This window comes from Vibrio sp. 10N.222.49.C9 (assembly GCF_041474985.1).
GTDB classification, from domain to species: Bacteria; Pseudomonadota; Gammaproteobacteria; order Enterobacterales; family Vibrionaceae; genus Vibrio; species Vibrio crassostreae_C.
Genome location: NZ_JBFRVD010000053.1, coordinates 54,811 through 71,505, shown reverse-complemented (window position 1 = coordinate 71,505; position 16,695 = coordinate 54,811). Strand labels below are relative to the sequence as shown.

13 protein-coding genes and 1 pseudogene are annotated in these 16,695 nt (G+C 47.2%); 8 read left to right on the top strand and 6 right to left on the bottom strand.

From position 1 onward, the window contains the following. Positions 1-18: 18 nt before the first annotated feature. Positions 19-387, top strand: a pseudogene (locus tag AB4585_RS19870) (MFS transporter); the annotation flags it as partial. 108 nt (positions 388-495) lie between these two features. On the opposite strand, the gene AB4585_RS19865 reads toward AB4585_RS19870, so the two are convergent. Together AB4585_RS19865 and AB4585_RS19860 are read right to left on the bottom strand one after the other, a co-directional pair. Continuing rightward, positions 496-1,410: a DMT family transporter gene (locus tag AB4585_RS19865; RefSeq protein WP_372151738.1), complete on the bottom strand. Its 915-nt coding sequence runs from the start codon at positions 1,408-1,410 to the stop codon at positions 496-498. A 332-nt stretch (positions 1,411-1,742) separates the two neighbouring features. After that, positions 1,743-2,636, bottom strand: coding sequence for a DMT family transporter (locus AB4585_RS19860; RefSeq protein ID WP_017065021.1), 894 nt, complete (start codon positions 2,634-2,636; stop codon positions 1,743-1,745). Between the two features lie 123 nt (positions 2,637-2,759). Between AB4585_RS19860 and AB4585_RS19855 the strand changes: the two genes are divergently transcribed. Continuing rightward, positions 2,760-3,242, top strand: coding sequence for a MarR family winged helix-turn-helix transcriptional regulator (locus tag AB4585_RS19855; protein WP_017061583.1), 483 nt, complete (start codon positions 2,760-2,762; stop codon positions 3,240-3,242). Positions 3,243-3,341: 99 nt separating this feature from the next. Here the strand turns inward: AB4585_RS19855 and AB4585_RS19850 are convergent, their stop codons facing one another. Both AB4585_RS19850 and aceB read right to left on the bottom strand, forming a co-directional pair. Further along, positions 3,342-3,782, bottom strand: a complete 441-nt coding sequence (locus AB4585_RS19850) for a heme-binding protein (protein ID WP_008220964.1) — start codon at positions 3,780-3,782, stop codon at positions 3,342-3,344. A 104-nt stretch (positions 3,783-3,886) separates the two neighbouring features. After that, positions 3,887-5,512: a malate synthase A gene (aceB, locus tag AB4585_RS19845; RefSeq protein ID WP_372170693.1), complete on the bottom strand. Its 1,626-nt coding sequence runs from the start codon at positions 5,510-5,512 to the stop codon at positions 3,887-3,889. Positions 5,513-5,825: 313 nt separating this feature from the next. Here aceB and gcl point away from each other — a divergent pair, with 313 nt between their 5' ends. From gcl to AB4585_RS19815, 6 genes are all read left to right on the top strand, one after another. Then, positions 5,826-7,598, top strand: coding sequence for a glyoxylate carboligase (gene gcl / locus AB4585_RS19840; protein WP_372154478.1), 1,773 nt, complete (start codon positions 5,826-5,828; stop codon positions 7,596-7,598). A 118-nt stretch (positions 7,599-7,716) separates the two neighbouring features. Beyond that, positions 7,717-8,493: a hydroxypyruvate isomerase gene (gene hyi, locus AB4585_RS19835; RefSeq protein ID WP_372154479.1), complete on the top strand. Its 777-nt coding sequence runs from the start codon at positions 7,717-7,719 to the stop codon at positions 8,491-8,493. 37 nt (positions 8,494-8,530) lie between these two features. Continuing rightward, positions 8,531-9,427, top strand: coding sequence for a 2-hydroxy-3-oxopropionate reductase (locus AB4585_RS19830; RefSeq protein ID WP_372154480.1), 897 nt, complete (start codon positions 8,531-8,533; stop codon positions 9,425-9,427). A 312-nt stretch (positions 9,428-9,739) separates the two neighbouring features. Beyond that, positions 9,740-11,050, top strand: coding sequence for a glycerate kinase (locus tag AB4585_RS19825; protein WP_372170696.1), 1,311 nt, complete (start codon positions 9,740-9,742; stop codon positions 11,048-11,050). Between the two features lie 163 nt (positions 11,051-11,213). After that, positions 11,214-11,822 carry a TetR/AcrR family transcriptional regulator gene (locus AB4585_RS19820; RefSeq protein ID WP_102332259.1) on the top strand — a complete coding sequence of 203 codons (609 nt, stop codon included), beginning with the start codon at positions 11,214-11,216 and terminating at the stop codon, positions 11,820-11,822. A gap of 239 nt (positions 11,823-12,061) precedes the next feature. Further along, positions 12,062-13,498 carry an amidohydrolase gene (locus AB4585_RS19815; RefSeq protein ID WP_372154481.1) on the top strand — a complete coding sequence of 479 codons (1,437 nt, stop codon included), beginning with the start codon at positions 12,062-12,064 and terminating at the stop codon, positions 13,496-13,498. A gap of 86 nt (positions 13,499-13,584) precedes the next feature. Here AB4585_RS19815 and AB4585_RS19810 read toward each other — a convergent pair whose 3' ends face one another. Beyond that, positions 13,585-14,946 carry an 8-oxoguanine deaminase gene (locus AB4585_RS19810; protein WP_102332257.1) on the bottom strand — a complete coding sequence of 454 codons (1,362 nt, stop codon included), beginning with the start codon at positions 14,944-14,946 and terminating at the stop codon, positions 13,585-13,587. A gap of 173 nt (positions 14,947-15,119) precedes the next feature. Beyond that, positions 15,120-16,571: a nucleobase:cation symporter-2 family protein gene (locus tag AB4585_RS19805; protein ID WP_372170688.1), complete on the bottom strand. Its 1,452-nt coding sequence runs from the start codon at positions 16,569-16,571 to the stop codon at positions 15,120-15,122. Between the last annotated feature and the right edge of the window lie 124 nt (positions 16,572-16,695).

The following is a 16,695-nucleotide window of genomic DNA, read 5'->3' as shown; positions in this document are numbered from 1 at the left end:
TAATTTAGGCAACAACGCCAGCGTAAAGCGTTGATCTTCGAGTATGTTGGCTTGATTGGTGTGTTTGTCGGTTATGGTTTGGTGCAAAGCGCGGCGGCACTTTACGTGATCGATCACCTGTTCTTTGCATTGGCGCTGGCGATCAAAACTTACTTCCAGAAAATCGCAGACCCGGCAGACATGGCATCAACTGCTGGTGTCTCTTTCACCATCAATCATATTGCAGCGGTCGTTATTCCAGTGGTGTTTGGTGTGATTTGGTTGTCTTCTCCTGCAACGGTTTTCTATATTGGTGCAGTGATGGCCGTGGTTTCTCTAGCGCTATCTTTAAACATTCCGAAGAAACCTGAAGAGGGCAACGAAGTGCGAATGTTTAGCTGGCGCTAATGTTGGTCTCGATATTATGAAATAAGCAAAAAGCTCCAATAGTGATATTGGAGCTTTTTGTTTATGTGGGATATGTATATCTAATCCGCAAAATAGGTTTCACGCGGATCAGTTTCTTACGGTTTTTAATTCGGTACGCAGCTTGAAAATTCCCTTTGGTGCCTTGGTGAGTAAAATGCCGCAAAGCAGGGGGATCATCATAAACAATGATTGTTCAGACAGAACTTCACCGTTGACGTAACAAGATATTAGCAGCGCTACTACCGGGAAAATCAAAAAGCAGATAGACGCTTGGAAAGGGGTCGAAACCTGTCCTAATTTGAAGTAAGCCACAACGCCGCCAACACTCGCGACAAAGCCTAGGTAAACCACGGCTGAGATTGAATCCCCAGTGAAGGATTCAACATTCACGTTTTCACCTACAGCTGAAACAGCGAATAAGAATAAAGCAGCAATCAGGCTCGGTACGGCGTTGTAGGTTAGTACTTCAATACCTTTGCAGTGCTTTTGAACCAGCACATACATAACTGCGTGAATCGCAACAGCAAGGCCTAAGCAAACCGTGCCAATTAGGTAGTCATCGCCACCCATCTGCATTTCATTACCAAGGATTAGACATAGGCTCACAACAGCAGTAATCAAACCGAATATCTGGTGCTTCGCTAGTCGTAGACCTAAGAATAAGCCAGACATCAGCATCACAACCACAGGCATGTTGGCGAAGATGATCGACGCTAAACCTGAAGAGATGTATTGCTCGCCATAGATCATCAACGTAAACGGAATCGCGAAATACATCAACGCAACAATAAGCAGCCATTGGCGCTTACCTTTAGGGAACAGCAGTGGTTGGTTGAAGACTTTCGCCAATACTGCAAGCAGAGGTGCTGCAAGTAAAAAGCGCAACGCAGTAGCAAAAATAGGTGGGATAGAATGCAATGCTACTTCCATCGCGAACCAAGTGGTTCCCCAAATTAAGCAAACAGAGACAAAAAGCAAGATAGTTAGAGACTTCGAATTCATGGTGACTACTCATTAATAATTATTTTAAATCATAAGCTTGTGGCGCCTTAATGACGTGGCACAGTATAAGTAGGTCGTCGGAGAAAGTTTTTGTCTTTTTATCTCTAATTTGAGTTTTTTGTGGAAATTAAATCTCTAGTATGATTATTTTATAGAAAATAAATTCGCTTTAGATAGTTAAAGTAAAGTCATTGTTCTTTGTGAGGTTTAATTTAACTTAAGGAATGGTCAACTCAACGAGTATGGCTGTTGGGTTATTGCTGTTAGCGTAGCAACAAAAAACGCGCCCTTAATGAGGCGCGTTTTTGAGCAATACGTTTAAGAGGCTGCGTCTACTGCGTAACAGGCTTAACTTGTTTGGGTTGTCTTACCGCAAGGATAAGTTGTGGTAGCAGTGACATCACTATCATGCCGGTCATTAGTGAGTATTGTACTGCAGTGAATGATTCACCCATTAACACCATGCCTGTCACGATGCCAGCCACTGGGTTTGCGATTCCACCGAAGGTGAAATCAACCACCGACATACGTTGTAGCAACCACACATACATGCCGTAACCCAGCGCTGTGTTTAGGCCAATCACCCACACGAGTCCCATAGCATTACGAGTATCGAAATGAGTCACGGCATTAACATAAGGCTGCGGGTCGATGAATGCATGAACGCCAGACGCGACAGACAAAATCGTACCACCCAGAATCAACTGCCACGTTAATACCTTCCACCAGTGCATGCGGTTACCCAGTGACTTGGTAATGCTGCTGCCGATGACAATACACATTATTGCGGCAAACATTGCGCCTAAACCGATTGGGTTCAGAGCAATTTGGCTTGGGTTAAACAGTATCCACGCTAAGGTGATCAAGCCAATACCCGAAAGGGCTTGAATCAGATGCGGGCGCTGTTTTTTCACTACCCAGTGGAAGATCATCGCGAACACCGGCACGGAGATCATGCCCACGCCAGAGATTGCCGAAGGCAGCGTTAGCGCCATCACGAAGATCAAGCCAAAGAAGGTCGCGATATTGATAAGGCCCAGTGTGAAAATGATTTGCCACTCGCCTTTTTTAGGCAGTGTTGGTTTTACTGCTAGCAATAACAAACCAGCAGGTAACGCACGCAAAGCACCCAATAATAATGGTGGCCACTCCTGTAGCGTAAATTGCGTCACTGCATAGGTTGTTCCCCAAAAGAACGCGGGGATCATTGCTAATAATATGTTCATTTAAAATATCTTTACGTTAAGATAACTATTGTGTGAACTGTATACTGAGAACTAGTGGTTGTAAAGTATCTTTATGTTAAACTAGTTTGAAGTAATCAGACTAACAACGGAGCGAGATTGCAAATGGATGCTATCGACCGCGTAGTAGAGCAATGGGCAAAGGAAAAGCCCGAACTAGATACTGAGCCTATGGCAATGATGGGTCGGATTATGCGTATTGCCAAGTATATGGAGACGCAAGTTGCCGAGCTTCATAAAAAATACGACATGAAGCTGGGTGAGTTTGATGTGCTGGCGACGTTGCGACGTTCTGGGAAGCCTTACCGACTGACGCCATCTGAACTGATTGGATCCATGATGCTGACATCTGGCGCGATGACCAATCGCCTTGATAAGCTAGAAGCCAAAGGGCTGATCAGTCGTGAACACAGCAAAGAAGACAGACGCAGCGTGAGTGTTCAGTTAACAAAAGATGGTCTTATTCTGATTGACCAAATGATGACTGAACATGTCGAAATGCAGAAAAAACTGGTTAAATCATTGTCTGCGAGTCAGAAGAAGAACACCAACCAACTTCTGAAAACATGGTTGAGCGCGTACGAGTAGTTTTTCTGATCTTCCTTTAGATTCAATAAAAAACCGAAGCTTAATCGCTTCGGTTTTTTTGTGCTTGTTTAAGAACTTCAAGTACAGCGAATTGGCGAGTTAAGCTTGCAGCATCTCGTCACTGAACAGTTCTGCACAACCAATGCCGTTGATGGCGCAACTTTCGTCGATGTCTGAGATGTCACCGCTGACCCCAATCGCACCAAGTACCGTTTTATCCTTATCTCGAATCAGTAGGCCCCCTGGCACTGGCACCATGTTTCCGTGTGCGAGTACGTTTACGGCGGAGATAAATGCTGGTCGATTATCAGCATCTTGGGCGAGTTTTCTAGAGGAACAACCCAGTGCGAGTGCTCCCCACGCTTTAGCAATCGCGATGTCTGGTCGCATCATGCTAGAGCCGTCTTGACGTTGCAGAGAAATCAGCTTGCCACCGCTGTCTAAGACGGCGACCGTCAAAGGTTCTGTGTGGATTTTGTTTCCTGCTTTTAAGGTTCCATCGATGATGGTTAACGCTTGTTGTAGAGTCAAACTTCCCATGTTATCTCCTAGTTTTTCAAGGGGCATACGTACCAAGCTCAGCCAGCCAATCATTACTCTAGTTTGTGAATAATCATTGACTGGTTCAGCTCGGTACAAGAGTCCTAACTGGACTCTTGTAATAGCCCATAGCTGGGTAAAGTTAGGAAGGCGGCGAACTCTTCGGCTGTAGAAAGTTGATAGAAAAGATCAGCTGTCTCTTCAAATCGACCAGCTGAATAGCGCGAGTCTCCGACTTCATGTTTTATCGTGTCTAACTCCTGGTAAAGCCAAGAGTGGAATAGTTGCTTGGTAAAGGTTTGGCCGTCATCAAGCGTGACGCCGTGGTGGATCCATTGCCAAATATTGGCTCTCGAGATCTCAGCGGTCGCCGCATCTTCCATAAGGCCGTAGATAGGTACACAGCCGTAGCCTTGAATCCAAGCTTCGATGTAATAAAGCGCGATGCGTATATTCTTACGCACACCCGCTTCGTCGCGGCTGCCTTCGCAAGGTTTTAGTAACGAATCTGCATTGATCACATGCTCTGGGCTTTGGAAATCCATTTGGTTTACTTTGCCATCAAGGTGCTTATCGAATATCGACATCGCTAAATCAACCAGTGCAGGGTGCGCGACCCAAGTGCCATCGTGTCCGTTCTGAGATTCTCTCTGCTTATCTTCGATAACCTTGGCGGTGACACGCGCCATTTCTTGCGGATCTTTTGCTGGAATAAAAGCCGACATACCACCCATCGCCAGTGCGCCACGAGCGTGACAAGTACGCACCAGTAGTTGGCTATAGGCGTTGAGGAATTCTTGATCCATACCGATCCCATGGCGGTCAGGCAGGATGCGGTCTTTATGGTTTTTCAGCGTTTTGATGTAGCTGAAGATGTAATCCCAACGGCCACAGTTCATTGCCACGATATGATCACGCATGGCGTACAAGATCTCTTCCATTTGGAATACGGCTGGAAGTGTCTCAATCAAAACTGTCGCACGAATTGTGCCTTTGGGTACGTGGAAATAGTTTTCGGTGAAGCTGAAAATATCGTCCCACCACTGTGCTTCTTCCATGCTCTCAAGCTTGGGAATGTAGTAGTAAACGCCTAAGCTTTGTTGTGCACGTGATTGATAGTTGTGGAAAAAGTACAAAGCGAAGTCCATCAAGCAACCGCCGATAGGCTGATTGTTGAATTGGATGGATTGCTCAGGAAGGTGGATCCCTCGTGGGCGAGCGATCAGCAGTGCAGGATCGTCGTTTAATTGGTAACGCTTCTGCTTCTTCTCATCGAAATGGCTAATGGTGCCAAGGTTGGCGTCTCTTAGGTTGATTTGCCCTTCGACCATATTGGCCCAAGTCGGGGAAGACGCATCTTCAAAGCAGCACATGAAGACTTTCGCGCCTGAGTTTAGCGCGTTGATCACCATCTTTCTTTCGATAGGCCCGGTGATCTCTACTTGGCGATCGAGTAGCTCTGGTGGCGGTGTCGCCACTTTCCACTCTTTATTCTGGCGAATGGAAATGGTGTCCTTTCTGAAATTGGGTAACTCACCCTCGTCATATTGAGCTTGTTTTACGTCGCGGTCACTTAGCAGGGCATGACGGCGATCTCCAAACTTATTGACGAGAGCTTCTAAGAATTTTAATGCATCTTTAGACAAGATCTCTTTGTACTCGGAGTTGTCCATCTTCCCAAGTACCTGCATACATTGTACTTCTTCTCTCTCTTTTACGTCATTCATCATTGTTGTCTCCTTTATACAATACGATGCCACTTTGTATACAAAATGCTCTTTTTAAGGATATTTATATTGTAGAAATTGTAAACAAGCAAACGGTATTTAACATTTATTTATCATTTGATCTTTTTGTAATTTATTTTTACGTAAAGATATTTTATGTAAAGCAATGAATTGTAAGCTTTTCAGGATGAGTGCGTACTTAATGCGATGGGTTGATGTAACGAAATTGTTTCGTTCTGGGGTTGATAAATAGCTAGGATGGTTCATAGTACACAAAAGTTAGTTTAATTGTATACAATCTGAACTGGAGGTTCGAATGGCAATTATGAAAGCGATTGAAGCAGCGGTAGAGGTGCTTAAACGTGAAGGTGTAGACATCGCATTTGGTGTTCCCGGCGCAGCAATTAACCCTATGTATGCGGCTATGAAAAAGCTCGGAGGAATCGACCACGTCTTAGCTCGTCACGTAGAGGGTGCATCCCATATGGCTGAAGGGTATACGCGTACCAATCAAGGCAATATAGGTGTGTGTATTGGTACTTCTGGTCCTGCGGGAACGGACATGATCACGGGCCTTTATTCTGCGTCTGCAGATTCAATCCCAATTCTATGCATCACCGGCCAAGCGCCCCGTGCTCGTCTTCATAAAGAAGATTTCCAAGCGGTCGACATTGAATCTATCGCTAAACCAGTCACTAAATGGGCAACCACGGTGCTGGAACCTGCACAAGTGCCACGCGCATTTCAAAAAGCCTTTCATTTAATGCGTTCGGGTCGTCCGGGGCCAATCCTGATTGATCTACCGATTGATGTTCAGCTGGCTGAAATTGAATTTGATATCGATACCTATGAACCGCTAGAACCTTATAAGCCACAAGCAACCCGCGTGCAGGTTGAGAAAGCATTAACCATGATGTCTCAATCTGAAAAACCGCTGATTGTATCGGGTGGTGGCGTGATTAACGCTGGTGCGTCTGAATTGTTGCAACAGTTTGCCGAGATCACTGGAGTTCCTGTGATTCCAACCTTGATGGGTTGGGGCTCGATCCCAGATGATCATGAATTAATGGCAGGCATGGTAGGGCTACAAACGTCTCACCGTTACGGCAACGAAACCATGCTCAAATCTGACTTCGTGTTTGGTGTCGGTAACCGTTGGGCCAACCGTCATACCGGGTCCGTGGATGTTTACACCGAAGGTCGTAAGTTTGTACATGTGGACATTGAACCAACTCAAATCGGCCGTGTGTTCTGTCCGGATTTGGGCATAGTCTCTGATGCGAAAGCAGCACTAGAGCTAATGGTTGAAGTGGCGCAAGAGTGGCGTGATGCTGGCAAACTGCCAAACCGAAATGCTTGGGCAAGTGAGTGTCAGGAACGCAAATCGACCATGCTGCGTAAAACCAATTTCGATGAAGCGCCAATGAAACCGATGCGTGTTTATGAAGAGATGAACAAGGCATTTGGTCGTGACACTTGTTATGTGAGCACAATTGGTTTGTCGCAAATTGCTGCCGCTCAGTTCCTGCATGTTTATAAGCCGCGTAACTGGATCAACTGTGGTCAAGCTGGCCCATTGGGTTGGACAACGCCAGCCGCATTAGGCGTACGAGCTGCTGATCCAAATCGCGATATCGTTGCTATCTCTGGTGACTACGATTTCCAATTCATGATCGAAGAACTGGCCGTTGGCGCGCAATTCAACCTGCCATATATTCATGTGTTGGTGAACAACTCGTATCTAGGTTTAATTCGCCAAGCACAGCGTCAATTTGATATCGATTATTGTGTACAACTGGCGTTTGATAACCAGAATGCGCCAGAGCTTGAAGGCTACGGTGTTGATCATGTTGCGGTTGTTGAAGGCCTAGGCTGTAAGGCAATTCGAGTTCGTGAACCAGACCAAATTGCCGCTGCGTTTGAGCAAGCCAAAGAGCTGATGAACAAGCATAAGGTACCAGTGGTTGTTGAGCTGATTCTTGAGCGAGTAACTAACATAGCAATGGGCGTTGAGATCAATGCCATCAACGAGTTTGAGCCACTTGCCGAAAGTCGCGGCGATGCCCCAACGGCGCTAGCGTACAAGTAATCATTAAGTCATGTGTATCCGTTAGAGCTGAGGTTTAGCTCTACGGAAAAGCCTCCAATAGAGCGAGGCTCTACTACAAATAACCAGGTTTTCAAAAATAAAGAATAAGGACAGAGTCATGGCAAAATTTGCAGCAAACTTGTCAATGTTATTCACGGAAGTTGATTTTATGGATCGCTTTGAAGCCGCCGCAGATGCGGGCTTTCAAGGTGTGGAATACCTTTTCCCTTACGCTTTTGATGCTCAGGCAATCAAAGCAAAGCTCGACGCTAATAACCTAGAGCAAGTGCTATTTAACCTGCCTGCGGGTGATTGGGACGCTGGCGACCGTGGTATCGCGGTAGACCCAGCGCGAGTTGAAGAGTTTCAAGCGGGTGTACCTAAAGCCATCGCTTACGCAAAAGTGCTCGGTTGCACTCAAGTGAATTGCTTGGCGGGGGTTGTTCCGCAAGGTGTGACCCAACAAGACGCGCAATCGGCGTTTGTGATTAACCTGCATTACGCGGCGAACGCGCTAGCAGCAGAAGGCATTAGCTTAGTGATAGAAGCGATCAATACCCGTGATATTCCGGGCTTCTTCTTAAACACTACAGAGCAAGCCAAAGCGATCATCAAAGAGGTAGGGAGCGATAACCTTTCTATCCAATACGATATTTATCACATGCAAATTATGGAAGGCGATCTTACGCCGACCATGCAGCAGAACATTGGTCAAATCGCACACGTGCAACTGGCTGATAACCCAGGCCGACACGAACCGGGTACTGGCGAAATCAATTATCCATTCGTGCTCAATTATCTTGATAAGCTTGGTTATCAAGGCTGGGTTGGCTGCGAATACAAACCTAAAACGACAACGACAGAAGGCCTTGGTTGGCTGCACCAGTACCGTTAATTGCGTCTGGTAACCCTCAAACGTTAAGGAGAACAACATGTCTAAAATTGCATTTATCGGAACTGGCATCATGGGTAAACCTATGGCGAGCAACCTTCAAAAAGCAGGTCACGATTTGATTCTTTCGGATCATTTTAATGCAGCACCAGCTGATCTCGTTGCCGCTGGCGCAACAGTTTGTCATTCACCCGCGGAAGCGGCAGAGGTGGCAGACATCATTATCTTAATGGTGCCGAATACACCACAAGTTGAAGATGTCCTGTTTGGTGACAACGGCGTCGAGCAAGGCCTCACAGCAGGTGGCGCAACGGGTAAGCTAGTTATCGATATGAGTTCAATCTCGCCAATCGCGACCAAAGCAATTGCAGCGCGAATCAACGAAGGCGGCGCTTCATACCTAGATGCTCCGGTTTCTGGTGGTGAAGTGGGCGCGATTAACGCGGCTCTGACCATCATGGTTGGCGGTGAGCAAGACGCCTTTGATAAAGCACGCCCGCTGTTTGAAATCATGGGTAAGAACATCACGCTGGTAGGTGATAACGGTGCAGGTCAAACATGTAAAGTGGCTAACCAGATCATCGTTGCTCTTAATATCGAAGCGGTGTCTGAAGCCTTGGTTTTTGCTTCAAAAGCCGGTGCAGATCCAGCACGAGTTCGTCAGGCGCTATTAGGTGGCTTTGCTAACTCTAAGATATTGGAAGTACACGGTGAGCGTATGGTTGAAGGCACCTTTGACCCTGGCTTTAGAATCTCACTACACCAGAAAGACCTGAATCTGGCGTTAACGGGCGCACAAGAATTAGGTGTTGCACTACCGAATACGGCTAACGCTCAAGAGTTGTTTGGCGAGTGTGCCGAAATGGGCGGTGAAGGTTGGGACCACTCTGCGCTTATTCAAGCGATTGAGAAACGTTCTGACCACTCGATTCGTTAATCTAGTTAACGGTTTATCCGTCAACAATTCATTGGTCTTTTCACTTAAATAGGGTCTAGGGCCAATAAATACGGGCTGCCATCGCATGTAATGTCGAATAGTAAATCTACTTTCAGGCCTCGATAGAACATCAATGTGTTAGTCCACCAGTTTCAAACAGTTTGTTTATAAATCGCGTAGTTTCGTCTCCTTTTATACGCGTTCCTGATACGAGGCAAAGGTTGAAGTTGTTCCTTTCCAACTTGATCTTAGCAGGCACCCTTTGGCCTTGTATCGGGGTTCTTTTTTTCTCCGTCAACTAAGGAGTGGATGATGGACATTGATGCTAAGCAGTTTCTACAAACCCTTTTCTCAAGTGCTGTTAATCAGGCGCTACCTAAGAATCACATCGAACCTTTTCTTCCTAAAGACATTTTTTACCGCTCAGCCAACCAAGCTGGGCGTACTGTGGTGATAGGAGCAGGTAAAGCGGCCGCGTCAATGGCAGCAGAGCTTGAAGCGGTTTGGCAGGCAAAAAAACAACAAGATCTCGCACTGCGTGATCTTGAAGGCTTAGTCGTGACCCGCTACGAACACACCGCCCCTTGCGAACATATCGAAGTGATTGAAGCTGCGCACCCCGTGCCAGATGCGATGGGCTTAGAAGTGAGCCAACGTATGCTGCAATTGGTGAGTGGCTTGAGCGCTGACGACACGGTTATTTGCCTACTGTCGGGTGGCGGTTTCGCTTTGCTAAGTCTGCCCGGTGGCGATATCAGCTTGGCAGAGAAGCAACAAATCAATAAGGCGTTGCTTAAATCAGGCGCCGCCATTGATGAGATGAATTGTGTTCGCAAACATCTATCTTCGATAAAAGGCGGTCGACTCGCCAAAGCAGCGTATCCTGCAAGGGTAGTGTCACTGGCGATTTCTGATGTGCCGGGCGATGACATCAGTGTGATTGCATCGGGCCCAACCGTACCCGACACCACCACGCGTTTTGATGCGATGGCCATTTTAGAACGTTATCAAATAGAAACACCACGCTCGGCATTTGAATGGCTAAATAATCCAGAGTCAGAGACCATTAAGCCAGATGATGCCTGTTGGAAGAACGCGGAGCACCATATTATCGCTACCCCGATGTCGGCATTGGAATCCGCTGCTGCAGAAGCTGAAGGCTTGGGTATTCCCGCTTATGTGTTGAGTGATTGCATAGAGGGAGAAGCGCGAGATGTCGCGAAGGTGCATGCTGCGCTAGCCAAACAAGTGGCTAATAACAAGCACCCATTCGAGACGCCTTGCGTGATACTTTCCGGCGGGGAAACCACAGTAACCGTTAAAGGCAATGGTCGCGGTGGGCGTAACTGTGAGTTCTTGTTGAGCTTGTATAACGAGCTTAAGGGACAAGACAACATATTTGCATTAGCTGCCGATACCGACGGGATTGATGGCGTGGAAGACAATGCGGGCGCATGGATCACGCCTCAAACATGGCAACAAGGTTCGAGCCTGTCGCTTAAAGCGCAAGACTATCTCGATGCCAACAACAGCTACGATTTCTTCAAGCAAGTCGATGTGCTTCTTACCACGGGGCCGACGCTGACCAATGTGAATGACTTTCGCGCAATATTGATTCTTTAACTTGAACAGTTCAAAAACACGGTATGGAATGGTCGCTTCTTAACAAATAGAGCGGCCATTTTATTGTTATCAATGCGGTGACCTTGAGTTCTGAGATTATCTTCTGGACTAATGAAGCACGTTGATTACTATGATTTTAGTAACGAGCTGTAAAGGATGCAATATGTCTAGGATCAGACAAAAGAATCAAGATTTAATCATCGAAGTCGCGTGTGAACAATTCGCCACTCATGGTTATGCCGCAACAAAAATGGCCGATATCGCAAAAGCGGCCGACATTCCCAAACCCAACGTATTCTACTATTTCAGCTCTAAAGATAAGCTCTACAACGCTGTGCTTGAAACCGTCACTCAGCCTTTACTAGAAGCGTCTCGTCCGATTGAAGAGCTCAGCGATCCTGTTGAAGCCTTGTCTCAATATATTCAAACCAAGCTGATCATTTCTCGCGATCATCCACATGCCTCTAAGGTATTTGCCAATGAAGTGATGTCTGGCGCTAAAGTATTGCCGAAAGAGATTGGTGACGAGCTGTATAAGCAATCCCAGATGATTCTTGATAAGTTCTCGACATGGTCGGCGCAGGGCCTAATGGACGATGTTCCCGCTCATCACCTGATGTTTACCATCTGGGCGGCAACTCAAACCTACGCCGATTTTGGCTGGCAGATTTGCAGCGTGATGCAGAAGGACCAACTCGATGATAAAGACTATGCCGATGCCGCTCAGTTCATCACACAGTTAGTGATTAAAGGCTGTGGTGTGAAAAGCTAATGTTGTTTGAACGTTTATCTAGGTGTGTGAGTGACTATAAGCACAGAACCTCTTTTGTGACCTGTTGTGCAATAACTCATTTATCTTGAATTCGGTTCGATTAGGTATGCCATTTTATTTAAATGACAGGTTATAGTATCGCGAAAATTGGCGGCACTTACTCTTCTGAAAAGCGAAAAGCTGGAAACTTATAGATGAAGCCGCTAACAATATTACACGCACAACATTAAGGTTTAGCAATGACGCTTAAAAGCTTGGCATGCACCATCAGCGCAGTTCTGCTTGCAGGTTGCGGTTCAACGGTCGCGACGCAAACATACAACGCTGATCTGATCATCACCAACGGACAGGTTCTCACCATCAATTCAGAAATGGATGTGATTGAAGATGGTGTTGTTGTAGTGAAAAACGACCAGATCATCGCAGTCGGTACCGAGGATTTAATGACTCAATATCGCGCAGAAAAAGTGATTGATGCTCAAGATGGAATCGTTATGCCGGGCATGGTCAATGCACACAACCATTTACCGATGATCGCGTTTCGTGGCTTAGGGGAAGAGGGTATTTCGAATCGTCTGTTCGCTTACTTCTTCCCTCTAGAAGCCGAAAAGCTAAGCCGTGAACTGATTTACAACGCAACCAAGCTTGGCTCTATCGAACTAGCACAAAGCGGTGTAACCACTTATGCCGATATGTATTACCACATGGATGAAATGGCCAAGGCGACCAAAGAAGTCGGCTTACGCGCTGTGCTCGGCGAAACCGTGATTAAGTTCCCAGTGGTCGATGCCAAAGAACCTTACGGCGGCATTGAATACGCCAAAGGCTTTATCGAACAATACAAAAACGATGAGCTAATCACGCCTGCTTATGCACCACACGCGGTGTACACCGTGAGCAAAGATAAGCTGCAAGAAATCAACAAGCTGTCTGCTCAATACGATGTGCCGGTGCTGATTCACGTTGCTGAATTCCCAAATGAAGAGAAACGCATCAAAGATGAAACTAAGGCAACATCGCCAGTCGAATACATGGATGAAATTGGTGTGCTGGACGAGCGCGTAGTCATTGCTCACGGTATCCATCTTTCGGAGAACGATCAAAAGCTTCTAAAGCAAGCTGACGCAGGGATCTCATACAACCCAATGGCGAACGCTAAAGGCGCGACAGGCATTGCACCTGCTTGGGAGATGTACCGTGCCGACATGCGCATTGGCTTAGGAACTGACGGCCCAATGAGCTCAAACCAAGTCGATATCATGCGTACTCTAAGTTACGCAGCTAACATGCAGCGCTTAAAGCATTCAGACCGCACCATTATGATCCCTGAGCAAGTGATTGAAATGGCAACCTTAGGTGGCGCGAAAGCCCTACACATGGAAGATCAAATCGGTTCTCTTGAAGCGGGTAAGAAGGCAGACATCGTGATTGTAGAGACAACATCAGCGAACATGATGCCAAATTACGACCCTTACGCGACCTTGGTTTACCAAGCGAACCCAAGCAACATCGACACGACGATTGTGAACGGCCAAATCGTAATGGAAAACCGTGTAATGCAAACCGTTCAACTGGATGAAATCCGCCAAAGCGTCGATGAGTTTGAAACAGATATCAAAGCCTTTGCCAAAGAGCTTTCTAAGAAGGCGATTAAGTCGAAGAGCTTGATGGATTAAGATGTAAATCGGTTTCTAAAAATCGAACTGAATGAACAAGGCCGACATCACGTCGGCCTTTTTTCGCTTTTCTAGTTAGAGAGTATTTAATTATTCATCGCCAGTTTACCTAGCTTCATTGCAGCTGCATGGTGGCGGTGCATTAGTTGTTCCATGTCTACGCCAATCACAGCGCCATCGTTCACTCGCCACTTACCTGCAACCATCACTTTATCCGCTTGTTGAGCACCACAAAGTAGTAATGCGGCCAGTGGGTCGTGGCTGCCAGAAAAACGAATATCATCGAGCTTGAACATCGCGATATCGGCTTGTTTGCCAACCTCTAGTGTACCAATGTCGGTTCTGCCCATTGCGCGTGCTGAGCCTGACGTTGCCCAGCGCAGTGCGTCGAAGTGTGAAACGTTGGCTGAGCCATACTGCAGGCGCTGTAAGTACATCGCCATGCGCACTTCTGCAATCATGTTCGAACCGTCATTGGAGGCCGAACCATCAACACCTAGCCCGACTTTAACGCCAGCGGCTTCAAGGTCGTTGTTCTTACAAATACCGGAAGCCAGCATCATGTTGGACGTCGGGCAGTGGCTGATGCCAATGCCTGCTTTGCCCAATCGTTTGATCTCTTCTGGGTTGAAGTGAATGCCGTGTGCAAGCCAAGTGCGTTCATTCAGCCAGCCCACATCTTCTAGGTAATCGACAGGGCGTAGACCGAACTTCTCGATACAGAAGTCCTCTTCATCGAGCGTTTCGCATAGGTGAGTGTGCATCATCACGTTCTCACGCTCACTGATCTTGGCGGTCTCTTTCATTAGATCGGTGGTGACCGAGAACGGCGAACAAGGCGCGAGTGCGATTTGAATCATCGCCCCTTCATCACGCTGGTGGTAATCGCGAATCAAGCGTTGGCTGTCATCAATGATGGTTTGTTCGGCTTGAATGGTGTGTCGTGGAGGTAGCCCACCTTCATCTTCCCCAAGGCTCATGGAACCGCGCGTAAATATCGCTCTTACACCTAGTTTCTCTGCGGCCTCGACTTGTAAATCGATGGCGTGCTCTAGCCCGTTTGGCAGCAAGTAATGATGGTCTGACGCTGTGGTACAGCCCGACATCATCAACTCAACCAGAGCTAACTCTGTGGCAAGGCTCATCATCTCCGAATCGAGGTTGGCCCAAACTGGATAGAGGCTTTGTAGCCAATGGAAGAGTTCTTTATTCAGTGCGCCGGGGTAGGCACGCGTTAGGGTTTGATAGAAGTGGTGGTGCGCATTGATAAGCCCAGGAGTCACAACATGACGCGAGGCGTCGACGCTGTAATCTACGGGTAAGGTCGGTTCTTTGTGTTTGCCAACCAGCTCGATGATTGTATTACCTTTAATGACAATACCGCCTTCTGCATCAGCCAGTGAGCCAGTGTAGATTGCGAGAGGATTCTTAATCCAGATGGTTTCCATTCATAGTAGTCCTTAGCCATCTCAGCCTTTTCAGGGAAGAGGGTCTTTATTGGTATTTGCTGTTGAAAGATAAATTCGAATCAGGGCGTTAAAACGTTCGATGTTGTAATCAGCCCTGATCCTACGGAAATCGGTTTTACGTTAGTCAGTGAACCCGTTAGTTCGAGAATCAGCTAGTTCGTTTTTGGATCAGGATTTTCTGATGCCGCTTGAACGTCTGCTTCTGTACTTGCTTGTTGAATCTCTAATTGCTCGCCTGAGTGTAGCTCTTCTTCAGCCTGTTCTTTCATTTCTAGCTCAACTTGCGCTTGGCTCTCGGCTAACGCTTCTTGTTCTTCAGCTTTTGATGATTTTGGTAACACAAGATTTAGCAGAACCGTCATAATGGTGCCTGTGGTGATGCCCGAGTGAAGGAAGTTCGCCAAATCGTGCGGCAAGTGTTGTAGCAGTCTTGGTTCGAAAGTGACGGCCAAGCCAGACGCTAAACCAACACAGATTACCAAGGCATTTCGCTTGGTGTCTGCGGCCTTGATCAACATGCGGATACCCGCGTAGGCAATCATACCGAACATCACAAAACCCACACCACCTAGAACAGGTTTCGGAATCGTGACGGCAATAGCGGCTAATTTCGGGAATAAACCGCCTAAAATTAGTAAACCACCGGTTGCAGCCACAACATAACGACTTGCTACACCTGTGATACCTACAATACCGACGTTTTGACTGAACGATGCCAGTGGCATTGCCGTTAAAATCGAGGATAAGGTACTGCCAAGGCCATCGCCCAATAGACCACGTTTTAAGTCTTTACCGCTGACTTGGGTTTGGCAGTTGTTGCCTAATGCCATGAAGTCCCCCGTTGCTTCGGCGATAACCACGATGTACACCAAGCTCATGCTGATGATGGCACTCGCAGAAAAGGTAAAGCCATATTTGAAGGGTTCAGGACCGCCTACCCAAGCGGCAGAGCTGATTTGCTCAAGGTCGACCATGCCGAGTGATAGCGCCACAATGTAACCGCCCGCCAAACCAATCACGATGGCCGAAGCGGCAACCGCGCCTTTACAGTAAACCGATACGCCGACCACAATCCCCAAAGAGATCAGTGCTAGAAACAGCTTTGGCAGCGTGGCGAATTGTTCTGTGTTGGCAGGAGAGTCTCCGACCCAGTTCATGGCAACCGGTAAAATGGTTAAGCCGATTAAGGTAACCACTACACCACTTACCACGGTTGGGAACAGTTTCCGAACCTTGTCCATGTAGAAGCTGGCACCAATCACCACGAACGAGCCGATAAGCGCTGAGCCCATGATCGCGGCGACACCGCCTTCATTGCCGATTGAAATGGCGACGCCCAAAAAGGCAAAGCTCGAACCCATCACAACGGGCAGCCGAATACCAACAGGGCCAAAACCGAGACATTGAGCGACGGTTACAATACCTGACGCCAGCAGCGCAGCATTGATCAGCGAAACGATCTCGGTGTTAGGCAAGCCAATTGACGCGCCGACAATAAGGGGAACAGCGACGATGCCACCAATCGAGGCGAGCATGTGCTGTAAAGCGAGTAGAAGGGTTAGCCCATGGGGCGGTCTTTCATTAAGGGTGTACAGAAGTTTCATTTGATATTCCTCTGCCTGCGTTTCCGTTTACAGGCGATTGGCGGTCAAATAATGACTTCTACAAACTGCGTAGGGTCATAAAAAAGGTGCACTAACCGAGCGGAATGCGTCTGCACTCCGCTGA